Annotated in this window: 13 protein-coding genes; 6 read left to right on the top strand and 7 right to left on the bottom strand. The window is 70.9% G+C overall.

Features of this window, described 5'->3' with window-relative positions; translation table 11 throughout:
- Nucleotides 1-249: 249 nt before the first annotated feature.
- Nucleotides 250-930, top strand: coding sequence for an HAD hydrolase-like protein (locus tag AB0K21_RS05625; protein WP_364148058.1), 681 nt, complete (start codon nt 250-252; stop codon nt 928-930).
- Between the two features lie 33 nt (nt 931-963).
- Complete coding sequence (locus tag AB0K21_RS05620) at nt 964-1,806, top strand: MBL fold metallo-hydrolase (RefSeq protein ID WP_343963486.1); 843 nt, start codon at nt 964-966, stop codon at nt 1,804-1,806.
- Between the two features lie 677 nt (nt 1,807-2,483).
- Here the strand turns inward: AB0K21_RS05620 and AB0K21_RS05615 are convergent.
- From AB0K21_RS05615 to AB0K21_RS05605, 3 genes are all read right to left on the bottom strand, one after another.
- Entirely contained in the window at nt 2,484-2,816 is a 333-nt protein-coding gene (locus tag AB0K21_RS05615) for a helix-turn-helix transcriptional regulator (RefSeq protein ID WP_343963488.1), read from the bottom strand.
- Nucleotides 2,813-3,043, bottom strand: coding sequence for a hypothetical protein (locus AB0K21_RS05610; protein ID WP_343963490.1), 231 nt, complete (start codon nt 3,041-3,043; stop codon nt 2,813-2,815). The genes AB0K21_RS05615 and AB0K21_RS05610 overlap by 4 nt, the downstream gene beginning before the upstream one ends.
- Before the next feature lie 269 nt (nt 3,044-3,312).
- A complete protein-coding gene (locus AB0K21_RS05605) occupies nt 3,313-6,621 on the bottom strand; it encodes a BTAD domain-containing putative transcriptional regulator (protein WP_364148054.1) in 3,309 nt (1,102 codons plus the stop codon).
- Nucleotides 6,622-6,789: 168 nt separating this feature from the next.
- On the opposite strand from AB0K21_RS05605, the gene AB0K21_RS05600 reads away from it, so the two are divergent.
- Entirely contained in the window at nt 6,790-7,272 is a 483-nt protein-coding gene (locus AB0K21_RS05600; protein ID WP_343963494.1) for a hypothetical protein, read from the top strand.
- A 139-nt stretch (nt 7,273-7,411) separates the two neighbouring features.
- Here AB0K21_RS05600 and AB0K21_RS05595 read toward each other — a convergent pair whose 3' ends face one another.
- The 4 genes from AB0K21_RS05595 to AB0K21_RS05580 form a co-directional block, all read right to left on the bottom strand.
- On the bottom strand, nt 7,412-10,006 hold the full coding sequence (locus tag AB0K21_RS05595; RefSeq protein ID WP_364148051.1) for an excinuclease ABC subunit UvrA: 2,595 nt from the start codon (nt 10,004-10,006) through the stop codon (nt 7,412-7,414).
- A 181-nt stretch (nt 10,007-10,187) separates the two neighbouring features.
- Complete coding sequence (locus AB0K21_RS05590) at nt 10,188-10,958, bottom strand: hypothetical protein (RefSeq protein ID WP_343963498.1); 771 nt, start codon at nt 10,956-10,958, stop codon at nt 10,188-10,190.
- Between the two features lie 187 nt (nt 10,959-11,145).
- Complete coding sequence (locus AB0K21_RS05585; protein ID WP_343963500.1) at nt 11,146-11,406, bottom strand: hypothetical protein; 261 nt, start codon at nt 11,404-11,406, stop codon at nt 11,146-11,148.
- A 264-nt stretch (nt 11,407-11,670) separates the two neighbouring features.
- The gene (locus AB0K21_RS05580; protein WP_364148047.1) at nt 11,671-12,744 is read right to left on the bottom strand and encodes an alkene reductase; all 1,074 of its coding nucleotides are present in this window, start codon (nt 12,742-12,744) and stop codon (nt 11,671-11,673) included.
- Nucleotides 12,745-12,869: 125 nt separating this feature from the next.
- On the opposite strand from AB0K21_RS05580, the gene AB0K21_RS05575 reads away from it, so the two are divergent.
- From AB0K21_RS05575 to AB0K21_RS05565, 3 genes are all read left to right on the top strand, one after another.
- Nucleotides 12,870-13,265, top strand: a complete 396-nt coding sequence (locus AB0K21_RS05575) for a MerR family transcriptional regulator (RefSeq protein WP_343963537.1) — start codon at nt 12,870-12,872, stop codon at nt 13,263-13,265.
- 205 nt (nt 13,266-13,470) lie between these two features.
- Nucleotides 13,471-13,956, top strand: coding sequence for a MarR family winged helix-turn-helix transcriptional regulator (locus AB0K21_RS05570; protein WP_364148044.1), 486 nt, complete (start codon nt 13,471-13,473; stop codon nt 13,954-13,956).
- Nucleotides 13,957-14,026: 70 nt separating this feature from the next.
- Nucleotides 14,027-15,466, top strand: a complete 1,440-nt coding sequence (locus tag AB0K21_RS05565) for a carboxylesterase family protein (protein WP_364148041.1) — start codon at nt 14,027-14,029, stop codon at nt 15,464-15,466.
- The last annotated feature ends 15 nt before the right edge of the window (nt 15,467-15,481 follow it).

The following is a 15,481-nucleotide window of genomic DNA, read 5'->3' as shown; positions in this document are numbered from 1 at the left end:
GAGCACCTGCGGCTGTCCGCGGACGGACCGTTGACGGCGCGCGCGCCGAGGTCGCGCTGGTCGAGTCCGCAGGACTCTATGACGTCGTCCATCTCGACCTCGGCCGTGCCGGGCGCGTGGCCGGCGGGCACCGTCGGCGGGCCGGCAGGTCACGCTCTCCTGCGGCCCCGGCGATCTGCTGGCCTTCGACGACCGCTTCCTTGGCACCGTCGCCGAGCTTCCCCTCCTCGAAAGCAGCTTCTGCACCTCATGACCCACCTCAGCGACATGCTCGTGCTGTTCGACGTGAACGGCACGCTCATGGACGACACCCATCGCGCGCACGCCGCCACCAACGACGTCCTGTCCAGCAGGCGCCTCGCTCTTCTGTCCTTGAAGGAGTTCCTCGACCGGTTCCGCCTGCCGTTGCTCGATTTCCTCACCGACCTGGGCGTTCCCGACACCGACATCGCGCTCGAGGAGTGGAACCGTGCCATCGCCGACCGCGAGGCACCTGCCCGCGCCGGGGCCGAGTGTCTTCTTCGCAGCCTGCGCGCCGCCGGCGCCCGTGTGGGCGTCGTCTCCGCCGCGGCCGCCTCAGCCGTCCATGGCGACCTTGACCGCACCGGACTCGCCCCTTACCTGGACGTCATCGTCACCGACGCCGACGACAAGATCGCACATCTGGACGCCCACCGCGCGAATCACGCGAGGCTCGTCTACGTCGGGGACACCGAGTACGACATAGCCTGCGCCCGCACCGCCGGCTACATGGCCATCGCCGTCACCGGTGGTTACCGTTCGGAATTCTTCCTCCAGGCCGCCCACCCCGACGCGATCATCAACGACCTGGGCGAGCTGCCGCGCGTCCTGGGGCATGAGGCCACAGGCGTCACCACACGCGGCTCGGCAGGAGACACCGGGCCTGGCGGCCACGACTTCCGGTTCTAAGCACGCCCTCTATCGTCAGGAGACACAGGACACATGCGCGTACACCACCTCAACTGCGGCACGATGAATGTCCAAGGCATCCCACTCGTGACCCACATCCTGGTCGTCGAGACCGACCAAGGTTTGGTGCTCGTGGACACCGGCTTCGGCACCGCCGACGTCGCCGACCCCGCCGGGAGGCTCGGGCCGCTCCGCCTCCTCCTGAACCCGGCGTGCTCACCCGCCGAAACTGCAATCACCCAGATCCGGTCGCTTGGATACACCGCCGATGACGTTAGACACATCGTGCTGACCCATATGGACTTTGACCATATCGGCGGACTGCCCGACTTTCCGGGCGCGGTCGTGCACACCACCGCCGCTGAACAGCAGGCCGCGATGATCACCTCGGACGAGGTGGAGAAACAACGCTACCGGCCGGTCCAATGGGCCCATCGTCCCATCATGTCGCTCTACGAAGGCCCAGGCGAGCCATGGCGTGGTTTCACCGGCGCCTACCAGGTCAACGGGCTCGACGACCGATTCGCGCTCATTCCCATGCCAGGCCACACCCGGGGCCACGCCGCCGTCGCCATCGACGTCGGAGACGGCAGGCTGCTCCTGCACGCGGGCGACGCGCTCTTCGACGGCAGCAGCGCGAACCTCACAGACCACACCGGACGCCCGTTGGAACTTTGGCCGGAGTTCCGGCAGTTCGAACAGCAGGCCGCCATCGATCCCGGTGCCATCGCCGCCAATCACCGCCGGCTCGCCCAGCTCAACACCGAGCCCGGCGTTGAGATCGTCTGCTCCCATGACCCCCGTGTCCTCGCCGCGATCACAACTCTCCGTTCCGGCCTGTCTGCCGAATCCGGCGACCCCCTGACGAGGCCATAGGTGAGGCGGACCAGGCGGCTGACCGGCTGGGCATAGAGGAGCAGCAGGATCGCGGCGACGCGGGCGTGGGGAGGGCCGGTCTGGTCGATGAGGATCTCGCGGAGGAGGGCGAGCCGCTGCTGGGAGGTGAGCGGGGCGGCGCGCCGGCCCGTGTGCGGCATGAGCTTCGGGGGGCGCGCCAGCTTGTTGCGCTGAGACCACCGTAGGAAGGCGCGCAACGCGTTTCGTTCGTCCGCGGTGTGCTCGGTGACCCATGCGTCGAGGTGCGCCTGACGGCAGTCGGCCAGGGTGAGGTCCCGATCGGCGAGCCAGGTCAGGAAGCGGGTGGCGTAGATGATCTGCTGTCCGGCATAGCTCCGGCTGGAGGGCTTGACGGGATGGATCTGGCCGGTGCCGTCGTCGAGCAGTTCGGTCAGCCGATCGATGAGGGTGCAGCCGGTGCAGAGGCGCCGGGCGTGGAGCTTGCCTTCCTCGCCGCGGCGTGAACAGCGGTAGCACGGCTTGAACCCGGCGCAAGTGCTGCAGATCGGCTTCCCGTCCTCGGGCCGCAGGCCAGGCAGGACAGGTGCCGCGCAGCCGCAGCCCCCGGTCGACGCAGGTCCGGCAGACAGGCCCATCGGGCCACCACCCGGCGGGGTAGGACAACCGCCGGCACCGGGTGCAGGTCCGTTTCACGCTCATCCTTCGGGGGTGATCCGGGCTCGTCGGGGCCGCAGATGGGCAGGGGGCGGCGGGGTGGGGACGTCGCCGTCGGCGGTCTTGCGGACTCCGGCGTTCTGCGCCTCGACCGGGACGAGGTTCGTGGGCGTGGTCTGGAAGATGTCGCAGAATGCGGCCAGGAGCTGCAGGGACAGCCGTTCGGGGGGCCCGGTGACGAGCCGGTGGACCTGGGAGGCCGACAGCTTGATTCCGCGCTCGGCGAGCAGCGGGTCCAGCTCGGTCGTGGCGAACATGCCGTGGGCGGCCATGATCTCTCGCAGCCGCCAGGAGTAGGTGACCTTGCGCTTCACGACGGGCCGCCCTTCGCGGCGACGGCGGCCAGCGCCTGCGCCACCGTGGTGTCCAAGGCTCGTCTCAGGGTGCGGGTCCGGAAGTCGGAGGACACACAGGTGTAGATCGCCGTGGTCGAGGCGTGCTCGTGGCCGACCTGCTGGCCTTGCCGAAGCGCACCAGGCAGACGCCGTACTGGCCGAACCATGCCCGCCACCGCGAAGAACCCGAACAGCCCCAGAGCCAAGAAAGACCTGGACCGCAAGGCCCGGTCCGGCGCAGACGAGAACGCTCACCGGCGGGGCGGCAAGCGTCGCTGAGAATTGCCGAATTGTTCTTGCAGCCTCCGTGCGCATCTGGTCGTCCTTGTCGAACAGGCGGACGACACCGGTGCGAGGGGTGATGGAGACCGTCGTCGAGCCGCAGGCGCGTACTCCTCAGCACGGACGCCGGCACCCAGCAGCGTGAGGATGATGGCCGCGTGCGCACCATCCGTCCTTGACGACGGTGAAACCCTCACCCAAGGGCGCGGGCCAGGGACTCGGCTCTGCGGTGGTCGTACGGTGCGGCCAGGCGTTCGGCGGTCGCCATCGCCTGCTCGGCCGCCCGCCTGGCCTGCCTGCGCCCGCCCAGGGCGGCCAGGATCAGTGCGAGGGCCCAGCCGATCCGGGCGGCGGCGCCGGGGTTGCGGGCGGCGTACCGGGAGAGGTGCCCGAGCAGGAGGGGGGCCACGGTCCGGTCCTGCCCCGCGTCCCCGAGCAGCTCGGCGAGGCCGGTCCAGCACTCCAGCATGCCGAGTTGCACCGCCGGCAGCCGCTCGGCCAGCGTCAGCGCCTCGGCCAGCGCCGCAGGCGCCCGCGCCGGGTCCAGGCGGGCCGCGATGGTGAGCAGGCGCAGCTCCTGGATCGTGCGGCTCGCCGGGCTGTCGCGCAGGCCGATCTCCTTCGCGTGCATACGCCGCCGCTCGTGCGAGGCGCGGGCGGCCGCCAGCAGCTCCCGGATCCGCTCCACCGGCACCCCGTCCAGGCGCAACAGCGCTTCCGCCCGGCCGGTCAGGCACCAGTGGCGGCCGATATCGTCCCCGCCCACCCGCGCGACCGCCAGCTCCTCCGTCTCCGCGTACCCGGTGGCCGCCGCGGCGAACTCGCCCTGCCACAGCGCGGTCTCGGCGAGCATGCCGGCGCAGTTCTCGGCCACCCGCGGGTCGATCGTCCGCGACCGTCCCTCCGTGAACGACCGCCTGGCGTCCTCGAAACGGCCCGCGTGGAGCAGGTCGATCCCGCGGGCCAGCCGGGCCCGGTGCACGGCCTCGTCCGGGTGGTCGATGACGGAAAGTGCCCGGTCGGCGAGACTGCCGTAGTGGGTGGCGATCCGGTGGCGGCCGGCGAGGCGGGCGATGGTGGCGAAGTTCGCGTAGGACTCGGCGCGCAGGGCGGGGTCGGTGCCGCGGTCGGCGGCGTTGAGCTGACGCAGCGAGGTCACCAGCATCACGGGGAGGTCCTGCTGGTGGTAGGCGAGCCGGGCGAGCAAGGTCAGCGCCTGCGCGGCCTCGGCCTCGTCCGTACGGGGTACGGGGAGAAGACGGTGGGCGGCCGTGGTCGGCAGGAGGCGGTGGGCGGCCTGGCGGGTGGCGGCGGCCAGGAGAGCGGTCGCGAGGTCGGCGGGGGTGGTGGGGAGTGGCTCGCCGAGCGTGTCGAGGGCGGCGCGGGCCAGGCGGGTGGCGGCGCGTTCCCTGGCGAGCTGGTGGGAGCTCACCGCAGCCATCCGGAGCAGGCGGGCCCGCAGGCGCAGGTCTTCCGGAGGGCGGTCGAGGTGCTCGCGGACGATCGTCACCGACTCCTCGTACAGGCGCAATCGCAGGCACAACGTCCAGTAGTGGTCCAGGAAGCGCGGCTGCCCGGAGACCCGCCAGGCCAGGCGGATGTTGTCCATCTCGGCGCCGAGCACGCGGACGACCTCGGCGTCCGAGCCGTCCTGGAGCGCGGTGGCGTGCCGGTCGAGGAGGCGGGCGTAATGGCGGGCGTGCCGTTCGGGTACCCCCGGGTCCTCCAAATGGGCGGCGGCGAGCCGCTGGATGAGAGGGTGGAGGGTGTACCGGCCGGACGGGGTGAGCTGCAGCATGCTGTGGTCGACCAGGTGGACCAGCACCTCGGGGCTGGTTTCGGCGACCTCCAGGGCCGCGCGCAGGGTGCAGCCGCCGCCGAACACCGACAACGACGCCAGCGCCGACCGCCTCGCCGGGTCGAGCAGCCGCCAGGACGTCTCGAAGACCGTACGCATGCTCGCGTGCCTGGACCGTGCGGCGGGCCCGGCCGTGGAGAGCAGCCCCGTGTCCACGCCGAGGCGTTCGGCCAGGTCGGCACAGGGCACGGCACGCAGCAGGCCGGCCGCCAGCTCGATCGCCAACGGCAGCCCGCCGGTCGCGGCGCAGATCGCGGCCACCAGCGGGGCCTCGCGCTCGGCGTCGAACCCCGGCTGGGCCTTGAGCGCCCGCACGACGAACAACGCCTCGGCGGCCGACTCGGCAAGCCCCTCCACCGGGACGATCACCTGCCCGGGCACGTCCAGCCGCCGCCGGCTGGTCGCCAGCACCCGCACACCCGGCGCCACCCGCAGGATCTCCGCGATCACCCTGTCGAAGGACGGCAGATGTTCGAGATTGTCGAGCACCAGCAGCGTCGAACGACCGGCGAGGGCGGCGAGCAGCAGCTCGGCGGCGGGCCGTGGCGGCGAGAGGTCCACGCCGAGCCGGCGCGCGAGCGTCGTCACAGCCGCCTCCGCCCGCACCCCGGCAAAGGATACGAACGCGACATCCGCCAAGGAAGGGGACGCGGCGTTGTGCTCACCGGGCTTCGCGGAGGAGGGAGAGGGGGCATTGCGCTCGCCGGCTCGCGCGGAGGACACGGAGGATAGGGACGCGGTGTCGTGCCTCCTGATCCCCGTGGAGGCGAGGGACGCGGCATCCCGGCGCCCGACCTCCGCCGCGGCGATGGCCAGGCGGGTCTTGCCGATGCCGCCCGGGCCCGACAGGGTGATCAGGCGTTCCCGGGCCAGCAGGGCACTTAGGCGGCGGATGTCGGACTCGCGGCCGACCAGCTCCGACCCGGGGACCGGCAGGGCAGCCCGGCGGGCGGTCGCGGGCCGGGGCGTGAGGTCCTGGCGGAGCGCGCGGGTCTCGGGTACGGGATCGACGCCCAGCTCGCGCGCCAGCCGCAGGCGCAGCTCCTCGTAGCAGGCCAGGGCCGCGGCCCGGTTCCCGGTCCTGGCCAGGGAGGCGATCAGCACCCGGTGGGCCTCCTCGTCGTACGGGTCCAGCCCCGTCACGATCCTGGCCAGCCGTACGACGTGTTCGGAGGCGGCGGGCCCAGCGCGTACGAGCAGCTCGCGCAGCACCAGCCGGGCCCGCTGCCGCTCGCACTCCAGCCACCCGGTGAACGCGGGCGCGTCCCCGAAGGAGAGGCCGTCGAGGAACTCCCCGCGCCACAACCGGAGCGCCCCCGCCACCGTCGAGCCCTGGGTGAGCTGCCAGTAGTCCACGAAGCAGTCGTCGTCGGCGCGGAAGCCGACGTGGTCGCGGGTGATGTCGAGCCAGCCGCCCACGTCCTTGCGCAGCTCCGACAGCGCCAGCCGCAGGCTGCCCCTGGCGTTGGCGTCGGGGCGCTCGCCCCACAGCAGCCCCGCGAGCTCGGCCCGTGAACGCGCCCCCGGCGTGGTGGCGAGGTAGCAGAGGAGTGCCCGGGTCTTGGCGGAACGGATCCGCACCGGTCTTCCCCCGACAGCCAGCTCGGGCGTGCCGAGCAGCAGCAGACTGAAGGAGTCTCCCATACGAAGATAGTAGGCACGTGCCTGCCGCCCGACTATGTCAGAAGACACGGAGAGCGTGTGCTCTATGCCATTGACCTGCGATCTAACGATGCGCTCACGCTGCGTCCGCGACTCTGATGCCGCGTTTCGCGACGGTCGCGAAACGTCAGCGTCTCCAGGAGGAGCAGCATGCATTCTCGTAAGGTGATCGCCGCACTCGCCCTGGCCGGAGGTCTGGTGGCGCCGATGGCGTTGGCCGCGACCCCGGCGGCCGCCATGGCCGGCTCGTGCCGCGTGGAACTGTACGACATCGACGCCGGCAACGTGGCCGACCGGGACGGCCGGGACGAGCTCCGGTTCCTGGTCGATGGGAACCTGTTCCCCAGGATCAACGCCAACTACTTCGGCATGAACGCCGGTGACGACGGGGATCCCGGCGACTTCGAAGACCCGACCTCGATCATCCTGAGCACCCAGGACGTGGTCTTCGACCTGCGCGAGGTCGACGGCCCGATCTGGGGACAGGGCGACCGGCTCGGCACGGTGACCGCCTTCGGCAGCACGTGCGCCGGGCTCGCCACGGGCGCCACCAGGACCATCACGAGGACCCTCACCGGGACCGAGCAGACGGAATACTCGTACGTGGTCAGCCTTGAGATGACCGCTCTGTAACCGCCCTCGGAGCCGAGGCCGCGCTGCCGCCGCGGGGCAGCGCGGCATCCACACGCTGGTCGGCATCGACGATGAAAGCCACACGAGAGCCCAGGCAGCCGGCGACCGCCGGCGAGGTACCCGCCGAAGACGACGACTTTCAGCGGCGGGCGCTTGTCCTCGGAGAGGGCGCGGACGACAGCGCGGGACGCGACGCAAGACGCGCCCCGCCCTCCCGGCGGTGCGCACCTTCTCGCACTTCCAGGAGCGGCAGACCCGCCGCGTACCGCCGGAGGAAACCGGCGGTCGGGGTGTCCGCGGTCGCGACGGCGTCCGGGGTGCCCTCCGCGATCACCGCGCCCCCGTCCGGACCGGCTCCCGGCCCCAGGTCGATCACCCAGTCCGCGGACGCGGCGACGGGGATGTCATGTTCGGCCACGACGACGGTGTTGCCCGAGTCGAGCAGCACATCGAGCGCATCCACCACACGCTGGATGTCGGACGGGTGCAGGCCCGAGACGGGTTCGTCGAGAACGACAAGGCCGGCCTTGCGGCCCGCGGCACCGCGCTGGATCGCGGACGCCAGCTTCAGCCGCTGCGCCTCGCCGCCGGACAACTCTGTGGCGCTCTGGCCGAGCTGGAGATAGCCAAGCCCGACCTGGTTCAAGGCTCCCAGGGTTTCCGCGAGTTGCCGGGGTTCGGAGAACCGCTCCACAGCCTCGGCGACGGTCAGCTCCAGCACCTGATCGATGGCCAACCCCTGATACCTGATCTCCAAGGCCTCCGGCTTGTAGCGCCGACCCTCGCACGCGTCGCAGACCACCCAGACATCCGGCAGGAAGTGCATGTCGACCAGCTTGCGGCCATAGCCGGTGCAGGTTTCGCAGCGGCCGCCACCCGCGGTGTTGAAGCTGAACCAGGAGGCCTTGACCCCGCGTCCGCGCGCCACGTCGGTTTCGGCGAACAGCTTGCGGACAATGTCGAACGCCTTGCTGTAGGTGGCCGGGTTGGACCGCGGTGTCCGCCCGAGCGGTTCCTGATCGACGACGGCGACCCAGTCGACCCCCTCCAGGCCGGTCACCTGTCGCACCGTGTCGGTCGTCGTCCCGTTCAGGGCGGCCTCCACGTTCGCCGCGAGCGCGCCGAGCAGGCTGCTCTTGCCGCTGCCGCTCACCCCGGTCAGGCAGGTGAGCCGACCGGCGGGGAAACGCACCAGGTCCGCGGTCACGTTGTGCGCACGCAGGCCGTGCAGCTCCACCCAGCCGGTGTCATCCCCGGCCGGACGGCGGGTCCGGCGCAGCCGCGGCCCCTCACCGGCCAGATAGCGTCCGGTCAGCGACGTCGGGTGGGCGGCCGCGTCGGCGGGAGGCCCCGACACCAGGATCTCACCGCCGAGGCGGCCCGCGCCGGGCCCCATATCGATCACCCAGTCGGCCCGGGCGATCAGCTCGGGGTCGTGCTCGACCAGGAGCACCGTGTTGCCGGCCTTGCGGAGCTCCAGGGCGATGTCGAGCAGGTGCGCCTTGTCCGCCGGATGCAGCCCGGTCCCGGGCTCGTCCAGGACGAAGACGATGCCGCTCAGCTCGGTGCTGAGCTGCGCGGCGAGCCGGGTTCGCTGCAACTCACCCCCGGACAGCGTCACCGCGCTTCGGGACAGCTGGAGATGGGACAGGCCGAGCCGGTCGAGGATCCCGAGCCTGCGGCCAAGGTCCTGCAGCAGCGGCTCACCCACCTCGCGCTGCCGGGTGCCCAGGTCGCCGGCCACACGCTCCGCCCAGCCGCACACCTCCCGTACGTCCACCTCGAGCAGGTCGGGATAGGTCAGCCCGCCGAGCCGCACGGACCGGGCCACCTGGTCGTACCCGCTGCCGCCGCAGGTGCCGCACGGCTGTTTGCGCATGTACGGCAGGTAGCGCTGCTTGGCGCCGGAGGTCTGGGCGTTCACGAACACCCGCTCCACCTCGGCGAGCGCGCCCCGCAGCGGCTGGCTCAAGGTGTAGGTCACCGAGACCGTCTCCTTTTTGTTGGGCACGTCGACGGTCGCCTTGACCTTCTCCTCACCCGTGCCGTACAGCACGCAGCGGCGGAACTCCTCCGGCAGCGACTGCCACGGCCGGCCGAGGTCCACGCCGCGCTTCTCGGCGAGCGCCGGCACGAACGCGTGCTCCCCTGACCGCCACTTGGCGTACCAGGGCGAGGCCCCCTCGAAGAGCGGAAGCTCCGGATGGGTGATGACCAGGTCCTCCTGCGCCTGCCAGCGCCCGCCCACCCCATGGCAGTCCGCGCAGCTCCCTTCCGGGGTATCGCGGTTGAAATGAGCGGTCGTCAGATGCCCGTCCCCACTCTCCGTCGCCGGGTCCGCGCCGATCCCCGGAAGGCGCGAGTACAGCAGCCCCAGATGCCCGTCGATGCCGGTGATCGTCGCGACCGTGGACCGGGGGTTGCGGTTCAGACGGCGCTGGTCGACCGCGAGCGTCGCGCCGAGTCCCAGGATGCGGTCGACCTTCGGCCGATTGCGCTGGGTGATGTACTGCCGTACGAACGGCGAAAGCCCTTCCAGATACCGCAGCTGGGCCTCGTTGTGCAGGGTGTCGATGGCCAGCGAGGTCTTGCCGCTGCCGCTCACGCCGGTGAAGGCGGTGAGCCACCCCTTGGGGATGCTCACCGACACGTCCCGCAGATTGTTGGTACGAGCCCCCACCACCTCGATGGCCTCGCACCCCATACTGGCGACATCCCGTACGAACGCAGTCAACCTTCGTCCACCCTCTCGCAACACGGCAGAACATGGGCGGCCAGCCGCCACCCATGCCGAACAAACCGATCAAGCCACTACCCGGCGGCCGCTCGTCACAATGGCGCTGAGCGGCCGCTTCACCACCCCCGTCGGCGCCGACCGGTGAACCCATGGTCGCTCTGAAACCCGACGACTTGTGTCATGTTTTTCTTCCGTTCCGCGGACGCCGCCGGGCCGGCGCGGACTTGATGAACGCCGGCGCGTCGAAGTCGTCATCGTCGTCCGCTGACGTCTCACTCGCCTGCTCCTGGCGGTCTCCGGCCGCCTCGGCTCCGCCGGACGTCGAACGATCTTCGGCGGAGTCGGAGGTGAGCGAGTCCAGTTCGTCTGCTCGCCGGAGGTCCTTGGGGCGGCCGAGGGCGCGGCGCATCCGGATCAGGTCCTGTCGGGAGACGTAGTGCACTTCCAGGCCGCCCGGGTCGACTGCGGTGATCGCGTGGTCGAGGCACTCTCGGACGTGAAGGTTGCCCCAAGGGAGCGCCGGGGTGCAGCAGTCGCCGCCGGCTCCGGGTGAGGTGAACTGCACTTTGGGGCGGAGAAAGGAATCCGGGTGAGTTGCTACGGGGTTGCCTGTTTCGTCGGCGAGTTGAGCGTCGACGGAGGTGAAGGCGGCCGCCAGGGCCGGAGCGTGAGCCGGCACGCCATCCCAGAGCAGGTCCAGATCGCCGGTCAGTTCGGTGGATCCATGCATGATGCCGGCGACCTGCCCGATCACGACGGCTCGGACGCCGTGGCGGTGGAGGGCTTCGAGCAGCGGGAACGGGTCGAAGCCGAGGGCACCGTCGGTGCCGATCGTGCCGACGTCGTCGTCGGCGTCCTCGTGGCCCAGGCCGGTGCCCGCCCGGTCGAGAGCCAGTTCACGGGTACGTCGGGCGGCGGTACGGAGTCGTTCCAGCGGTTCGTCGATCATCTGACCCATGCAACACCCGGCCGCACTCATGGCGCACTCGAATCCAGCGGCGACCGGCCCGTTGGTCTGCCCGGCTGAAAGCCTGCTGCGCCGGTCGCCGGGGTCGTCTCAGGCATCCGGCACCGTGGCGAGGCCCGCTACCAAACGCCTGGTGGCGGGCCTCTTCGCGTGGACGTCTCCGGGTCACCTAAACGGAGAAGCTTCCGCTCCCAGGTGCGACGTGGGTGCCGTAGCCGGGCTGGACCGTGAGGGAGGGGCCGAGGCAGAGCGGGTCGGAGTAGGTGCGGACAGGTTTATCGGTCTGGTTGATGAGCACGTGGGCGGCGGGGGGCAGCTTCACGCAGCCGCTGGGATCGGTGTAGACCTTCAGCGGTATGGGCTCGACCTCGAAGACGACCACCTCGCCGGTGGCGGCCTGTGCCGGGACCGGGGTCCCCAGCAAACTCATGGTGGCACCTGCGGCCACAAGGGCAGTGAATCTCAGGCGAGACTTGAGAGAAACGGACACTGGCGCTCCTCGGGGGAGAGGGCCCACTTGCCGGGCCTGTTCTCTGTGGTGTCCCCCGTCTCAACTGTCTCACCAGTCAGGTATCACAGACGTCACCTGATTGGGCACGTACGGTAATCGCCCCTGGGTGATGCTCCAAGGTGCAAGCAGGCGACAGGTCCGGGCCTGGGCGGGCAACAGGTGGAGACCGCGAGCCGCTCAGTGTCAGGCTGTGTGCCGGTAGGCGGGGTAGGTGAGGTAGCCGGCATCGCCACCCTGGTACCAGGTGGACTCGTCGTGCGGTGCGATCGGGAGCCCCTGGCGCAGCCGCTCCACCAGGTCGGGGTTGGCGATGAAGGCGCGGCCGAAGCTGATCAGGTCGGCGCCGAGCCCCAGCCAGTGATCAGCGGCTGTCTTGTCCGTCTGCCGAGGGGCCATCGGGAAGACCGGGTTGACGATGAGCGCGGCGGGCCAGGCCTTGCGCAGCCCGACGAGCACGTCCTCGTCGGTGCTGGCCTCAAGGTGGACGTACGCCAGATCCAGGGGGGCCAGCTCGGCGAGCAGCGCGCCGTACAAGGCGGGGACGTCGGTGTCCTGCGCGCCCCAGATGCCCGCGCCGGGGGAGAGTCGGATGCCGGTCCGGTGGCCTCCCACCGCCTCGACGGTCGCGGACACCGCCTCCACGGCGAATCGGATCCGGTTGGCGATCGATCCGCCGTAGGCGTCGGTGCGCAGGTTGGCGGTACTGGAGAGGAACTGGGCGATGAGGTAGCCGTTCGCGCCGTGCAGTTCCACGCCGTCGAAGCCGGCGTCGACGGCCCGGCGGGCGGCCTCGGCGTAGGATCGCGCGTGCTCGGGCACCTCGGCGGTGTCCAACGCCCGCGGCACGGGTGCGGGCTTGGGGCCTGTCGGGGTGAACACCTCCCCGGCGGCGGGAACGGCCGAGGGGCCCACCGGCCGCATCCCCGTGGTGTCGGGGTGGGAGACCCGGCCTGAGTGCATGATCTGGGCGAAGACGCGCCCGCCGTTGGTGTGGACCGCATCGGTGACCGGCAGCCAGGCTGTGACCTGCGCGTCGGTGTACAGCCCCGGGGTGCCGGGGTTGGACTGCCCGACAAGGCTGGGCTGCACCCCTTCGGTCACGATGAGCCCGGCAGTGGCGCGCTGGGCGTAGTAGGTCACCATCGACGGTGTCGCCAGGCCGCCCGCACCCGCGCGGACCCGGGTCATCGGGGCCATCACCACGCGATTGGGCAAGCTCAGCGCACCGAGCTGGTAGCGGTCGAACAGGGTCGTCATTTCTGCGCGCCTTTCGGGGTTCCTGCGGATGGTCGCGTCCGTCGGCTGGATGCGAGGACTAAGCTAAGACCTGACACTGACGTCAGATGCAAGCGTTTAGCCGAGGATTTTCGATGGGAGGTGCGATGCGGATCGGGGAGTTGGCGTCGCGGACCGGGGTGAGCGTCCGTTCCCTGCGCTACTACGAGGAGCAGGGCCTGCTCGCCAGCACGCGCAGCACCAGCGGCCAGCGTCACTACACCGACGACGAGATCGAGCGGGTGAGGTTCGTCCAGCGCCTGTACGCCGCCGGGCTCTCCAGTCGTACGATCGTCGAGCTGTTGCCGTGCGTCGACTCGCCCAGCGAGCAGAACTCCGACGAGGCGTTCGAGCGGCTGGTACAGGAGCGAGACCGGATCGACCGGCACATCAATGAGCTCTCCGGCGCCCGTGACGCCCTCGACCGGCTCATCGACGCCAACCGCGCGCACCGCGATCGGCTGACGACTCGCCGACCTCAAGCCCTTCCGGGGACGCGTTGACCACTGGGCCTTCTCCTCCTCGGTAACGGCCTTCTTCAACGAGCCGCAGGACAAGGACGGTCCGCTCCGGGGCTCGTCACGCGAACCCGGACGGAGGGCCGACAGGGCGGGCGAGGTCTCGATCACCGCAGAGGCCTGGCCGGCCCGACGTCGGCCCCGGCGCGGTTTGGCCGCACCCCGCAAAAACGTTAAGGTTATTAACGTTATGAACGTTAACGAATCCGGGAATGAAGTCGCGGACGGACCGCCCGAAGCCCTGACCAGGTGGACCGGCTTCCTGCTGAACTGGGTCGCAGCCCACGCCCGCGAGGCCTATGAGCAGGTCGCGGCGCAGGTCGGGCTGAAACCACAGCACCTGGGCGTGCTCACCCAGATTCAGCACGGCCCGATGATCCAGGCTCGGCTGAGCGACCGGCTGAGGGTGTTCAAGCCCGTCATGGTCACCCTGGTGAACGAGCTGGAGGCGATGGATCTGGCGGAGCGCCGGCCGCACATCGGCGACCGCCGCGCGATGGAGGTACACATCCTTCCCGCCGGCCTGGACAAGATCCGGGAAGTCGAGCGGCTCAGCGAGCAGGCCTCGGCGGAGTTCTTCAGCCCGCTCACCCTCAAGGAGCAGCAGACCCTGCACGGCCTGCTCGCCAAGCTCGCCAAGGACGGCCCTACCGGCGCCTGGCAGTCCCCGCGCTGACGGAGAGCGCCTCGATCCAACCGCGCCCCCCAGAGCCGATCGACGCCTGGGGTCTTGTCAGGAGGAACACATGCACGACACGGTGCAGACCCAGCAAGGTCTGGTCCGCGGCCGTACCCACGAGGGCGTCGTCTCGTTCAAGGGCATCCCGTACGCCGCCGCACCCGATGGCGCGCGGCGTTTCCTGCCGCCGCGACCGGCCGCGTCCTGGAACGGAGTACGGGAGACCGGCGCTTTCGGCGGCGCGCCACCGCAACGACCGCCGGCGCCGGGGGTTCCGGCGGTGTGGCAGCCCGGCGACGGCCTGGACTGCCTGACGGTGAACGTCTGGACCCCGGCCCCCGGGGACACGCGCCTGCCGGTGATGGTGTGGATCTACGGTGGCCAGTGGACTCACGGCGCCGCGGCGATGCCGCACTACGACGGCTCGGTCCTGGCCGGATCCGGAGTGGTCGTCGTGACCTTCGACTACCGCACCGGATTCGAGGGCTTCGGTCACCTGCCCGGCGTACCCGACAACCGCGGCCTGCTGGACCAGCTCGCCGCGCTCGCCTGGGTCCAGGACAACATCGCCGCTTTCGGCGGCGACCCCGGCAACGTCACCGTCTTCGGCCAGTCCGCCGGCGGCGCGTCCGCCGCCCTGCTCGCCGCAGCGCCGGCCGCCGCCGGCCTGTTCCGGCGGTGCATCGTGCAGAGCCTTCCCGCGGGCCACCTCGGCGCCCCCGAAGCCCGGCGGGTCACCGAACGGCTCGCGGCAGCCGTCGGCACCGCCCCTACCCGAGACGCCCTGGCCGCGCTGCCCGCCGAAGCCCTCCTGGAAGTGCCGGACGCCCAGCTGACCGGCGGGCGCCCCGGCGGCGCGTTCGCTCCCGTCATCGACGGTGACCTGGTCACCGCACCTCCCTGGCAGGCTCTCGCCGACGGGCGTGCCCGCCACATCGACCTGCTCTGCGGCTTCACCCACGACGAATACCGCGGTTTCCCGCCCCCGGCCGACCCGGCGCGGATCGACCTGGCGGCCGTTGCGATCAGCTTCGGCCTCGCCCCCGACGCCGCCCCGGCCTATCGGGCCGCCTACCCCGACAGCACCGTCACCGAACTGTTCACCACGCTGATGTCCGACGCCCTGGTGCGCATGCCGACCACCTTCACCGCCGAAGCGCACGCCAGGACGGGCGGCCGCACCTGGCTGTACGACTTCGCCTGGCAAGGACCGATCGGCGCCGCCCACGGCATCGACCTTCCGTTCGTCTTCGGCCTGCCGCACACCCGCTACGCCGCCCGTTTCCTCGGCACCCCGCCCCCCGCCGACTTCGCCGCCCTGTCCCACCGGATCCGCACCGCATGGACCGCTTTCGCCGCTACCGGCGACCCCGGCTGGCCGCCCTTCGACACCCGGCTCGGCTCCACCCGCATCTGGGACATCACCCCCACCGACACCGCTTATCCCGTACCGGACTCCCACCGCATCTGGGAGCGGACACAGCCATCCCCCGCAGCGCCGAGTTGAGCGGGAGTGTGACAA

The sequence above is a fragment of the Streptosporangium sp. NPDC049248 genome, assembly GCF_040678965.1.
Lineage (GTDB): Bacteria > Actinomycetota > Actinomycetes > Streptosporangiales > Streptosporangiaceae > Streptosporangium > Streptosporangium fukuiense.
The sequence above is the reverse complement of the archived record's forward strand: the minus strand, read 5'-3'. Positions and strand labels throughout refer to the sequence as shown.

Excerpts from the sequence above, each read along its gene's own strand:
- AB0K21_RS05625 (WP_364148058.1), top strand. The coding sequence starts at position 250 with ATGACCCACCTCAGCGACATGCTCGTGCTGTTCGACGTGAACGGCACG.
- AB0K21_RS05620 (WP_343963486.1), top strand. The coding sequence starts at position 964 with ATGCGCGTACACCACCTCAACTGCGGCACGATGAATGTCCAAGGCATC.
- AB0K21_RS05605 (WP_364148054.1), bottom strand. The coding sequence starts at position 6,621 with ATGGGAGACTCCTTCAGTCTGCTGCTGCTCGGCACGCCCGAGCTGGCT.
- AB0K21_RS05600 (WP_343963494.1), top strand. The coding sequence starts at position 6,790 with ATGCATTCTCGTAAGGTGATCGCCGCACTCGCCCTGGCCGGAGGTCTG.
- AB0K21_RS05590 (WP_343963498.1), bottom strand. The coding sequence starts at position 10,958 with ATGATCGACGAACCGCTGGAACGACTCCGTACCGCCGCCCGACGTACC.
- AB0K21_RS05585 (WP_343963500.1), bottom strand. The coding sequence starts at position 11,406 with ATGAGTTTGCTGGGGACCCCGGTCCCGGCACAGGCCGCCACCGGCGAG.
- AB0K21_RS05580 (WP_364148047.1), bottom strand. The coding sequence starts at position 12,744 with ATGACGACCCTGTTCGACCGCTACCAGCTCGGTGCGCTGAGCTTGCCC.
- AB0K21_RS05575 (WP_343963537.1), top strand. The coding sequence starts at position 12,870 with ATGCGGATCGGGGAGTTGGCGTCGCGGACCGGGGTGAGCGTCCGTTCC.
- AB0K21_RS05570 (WP_364148044.1), top strand. The coding sequence starts at position 13,471 with ATGAACGTTAACGAATCCGGGAATGAAGTCGCGGACGGACCGCCCGAA.
- AB0K21_RS05565 (WP_364148041.1), top strand. The coding sequence starts at position 14,027 with ATGCACGACACGGTGCAGACCCAGCAAGGTCTGGTCCGCGGCCGTACC.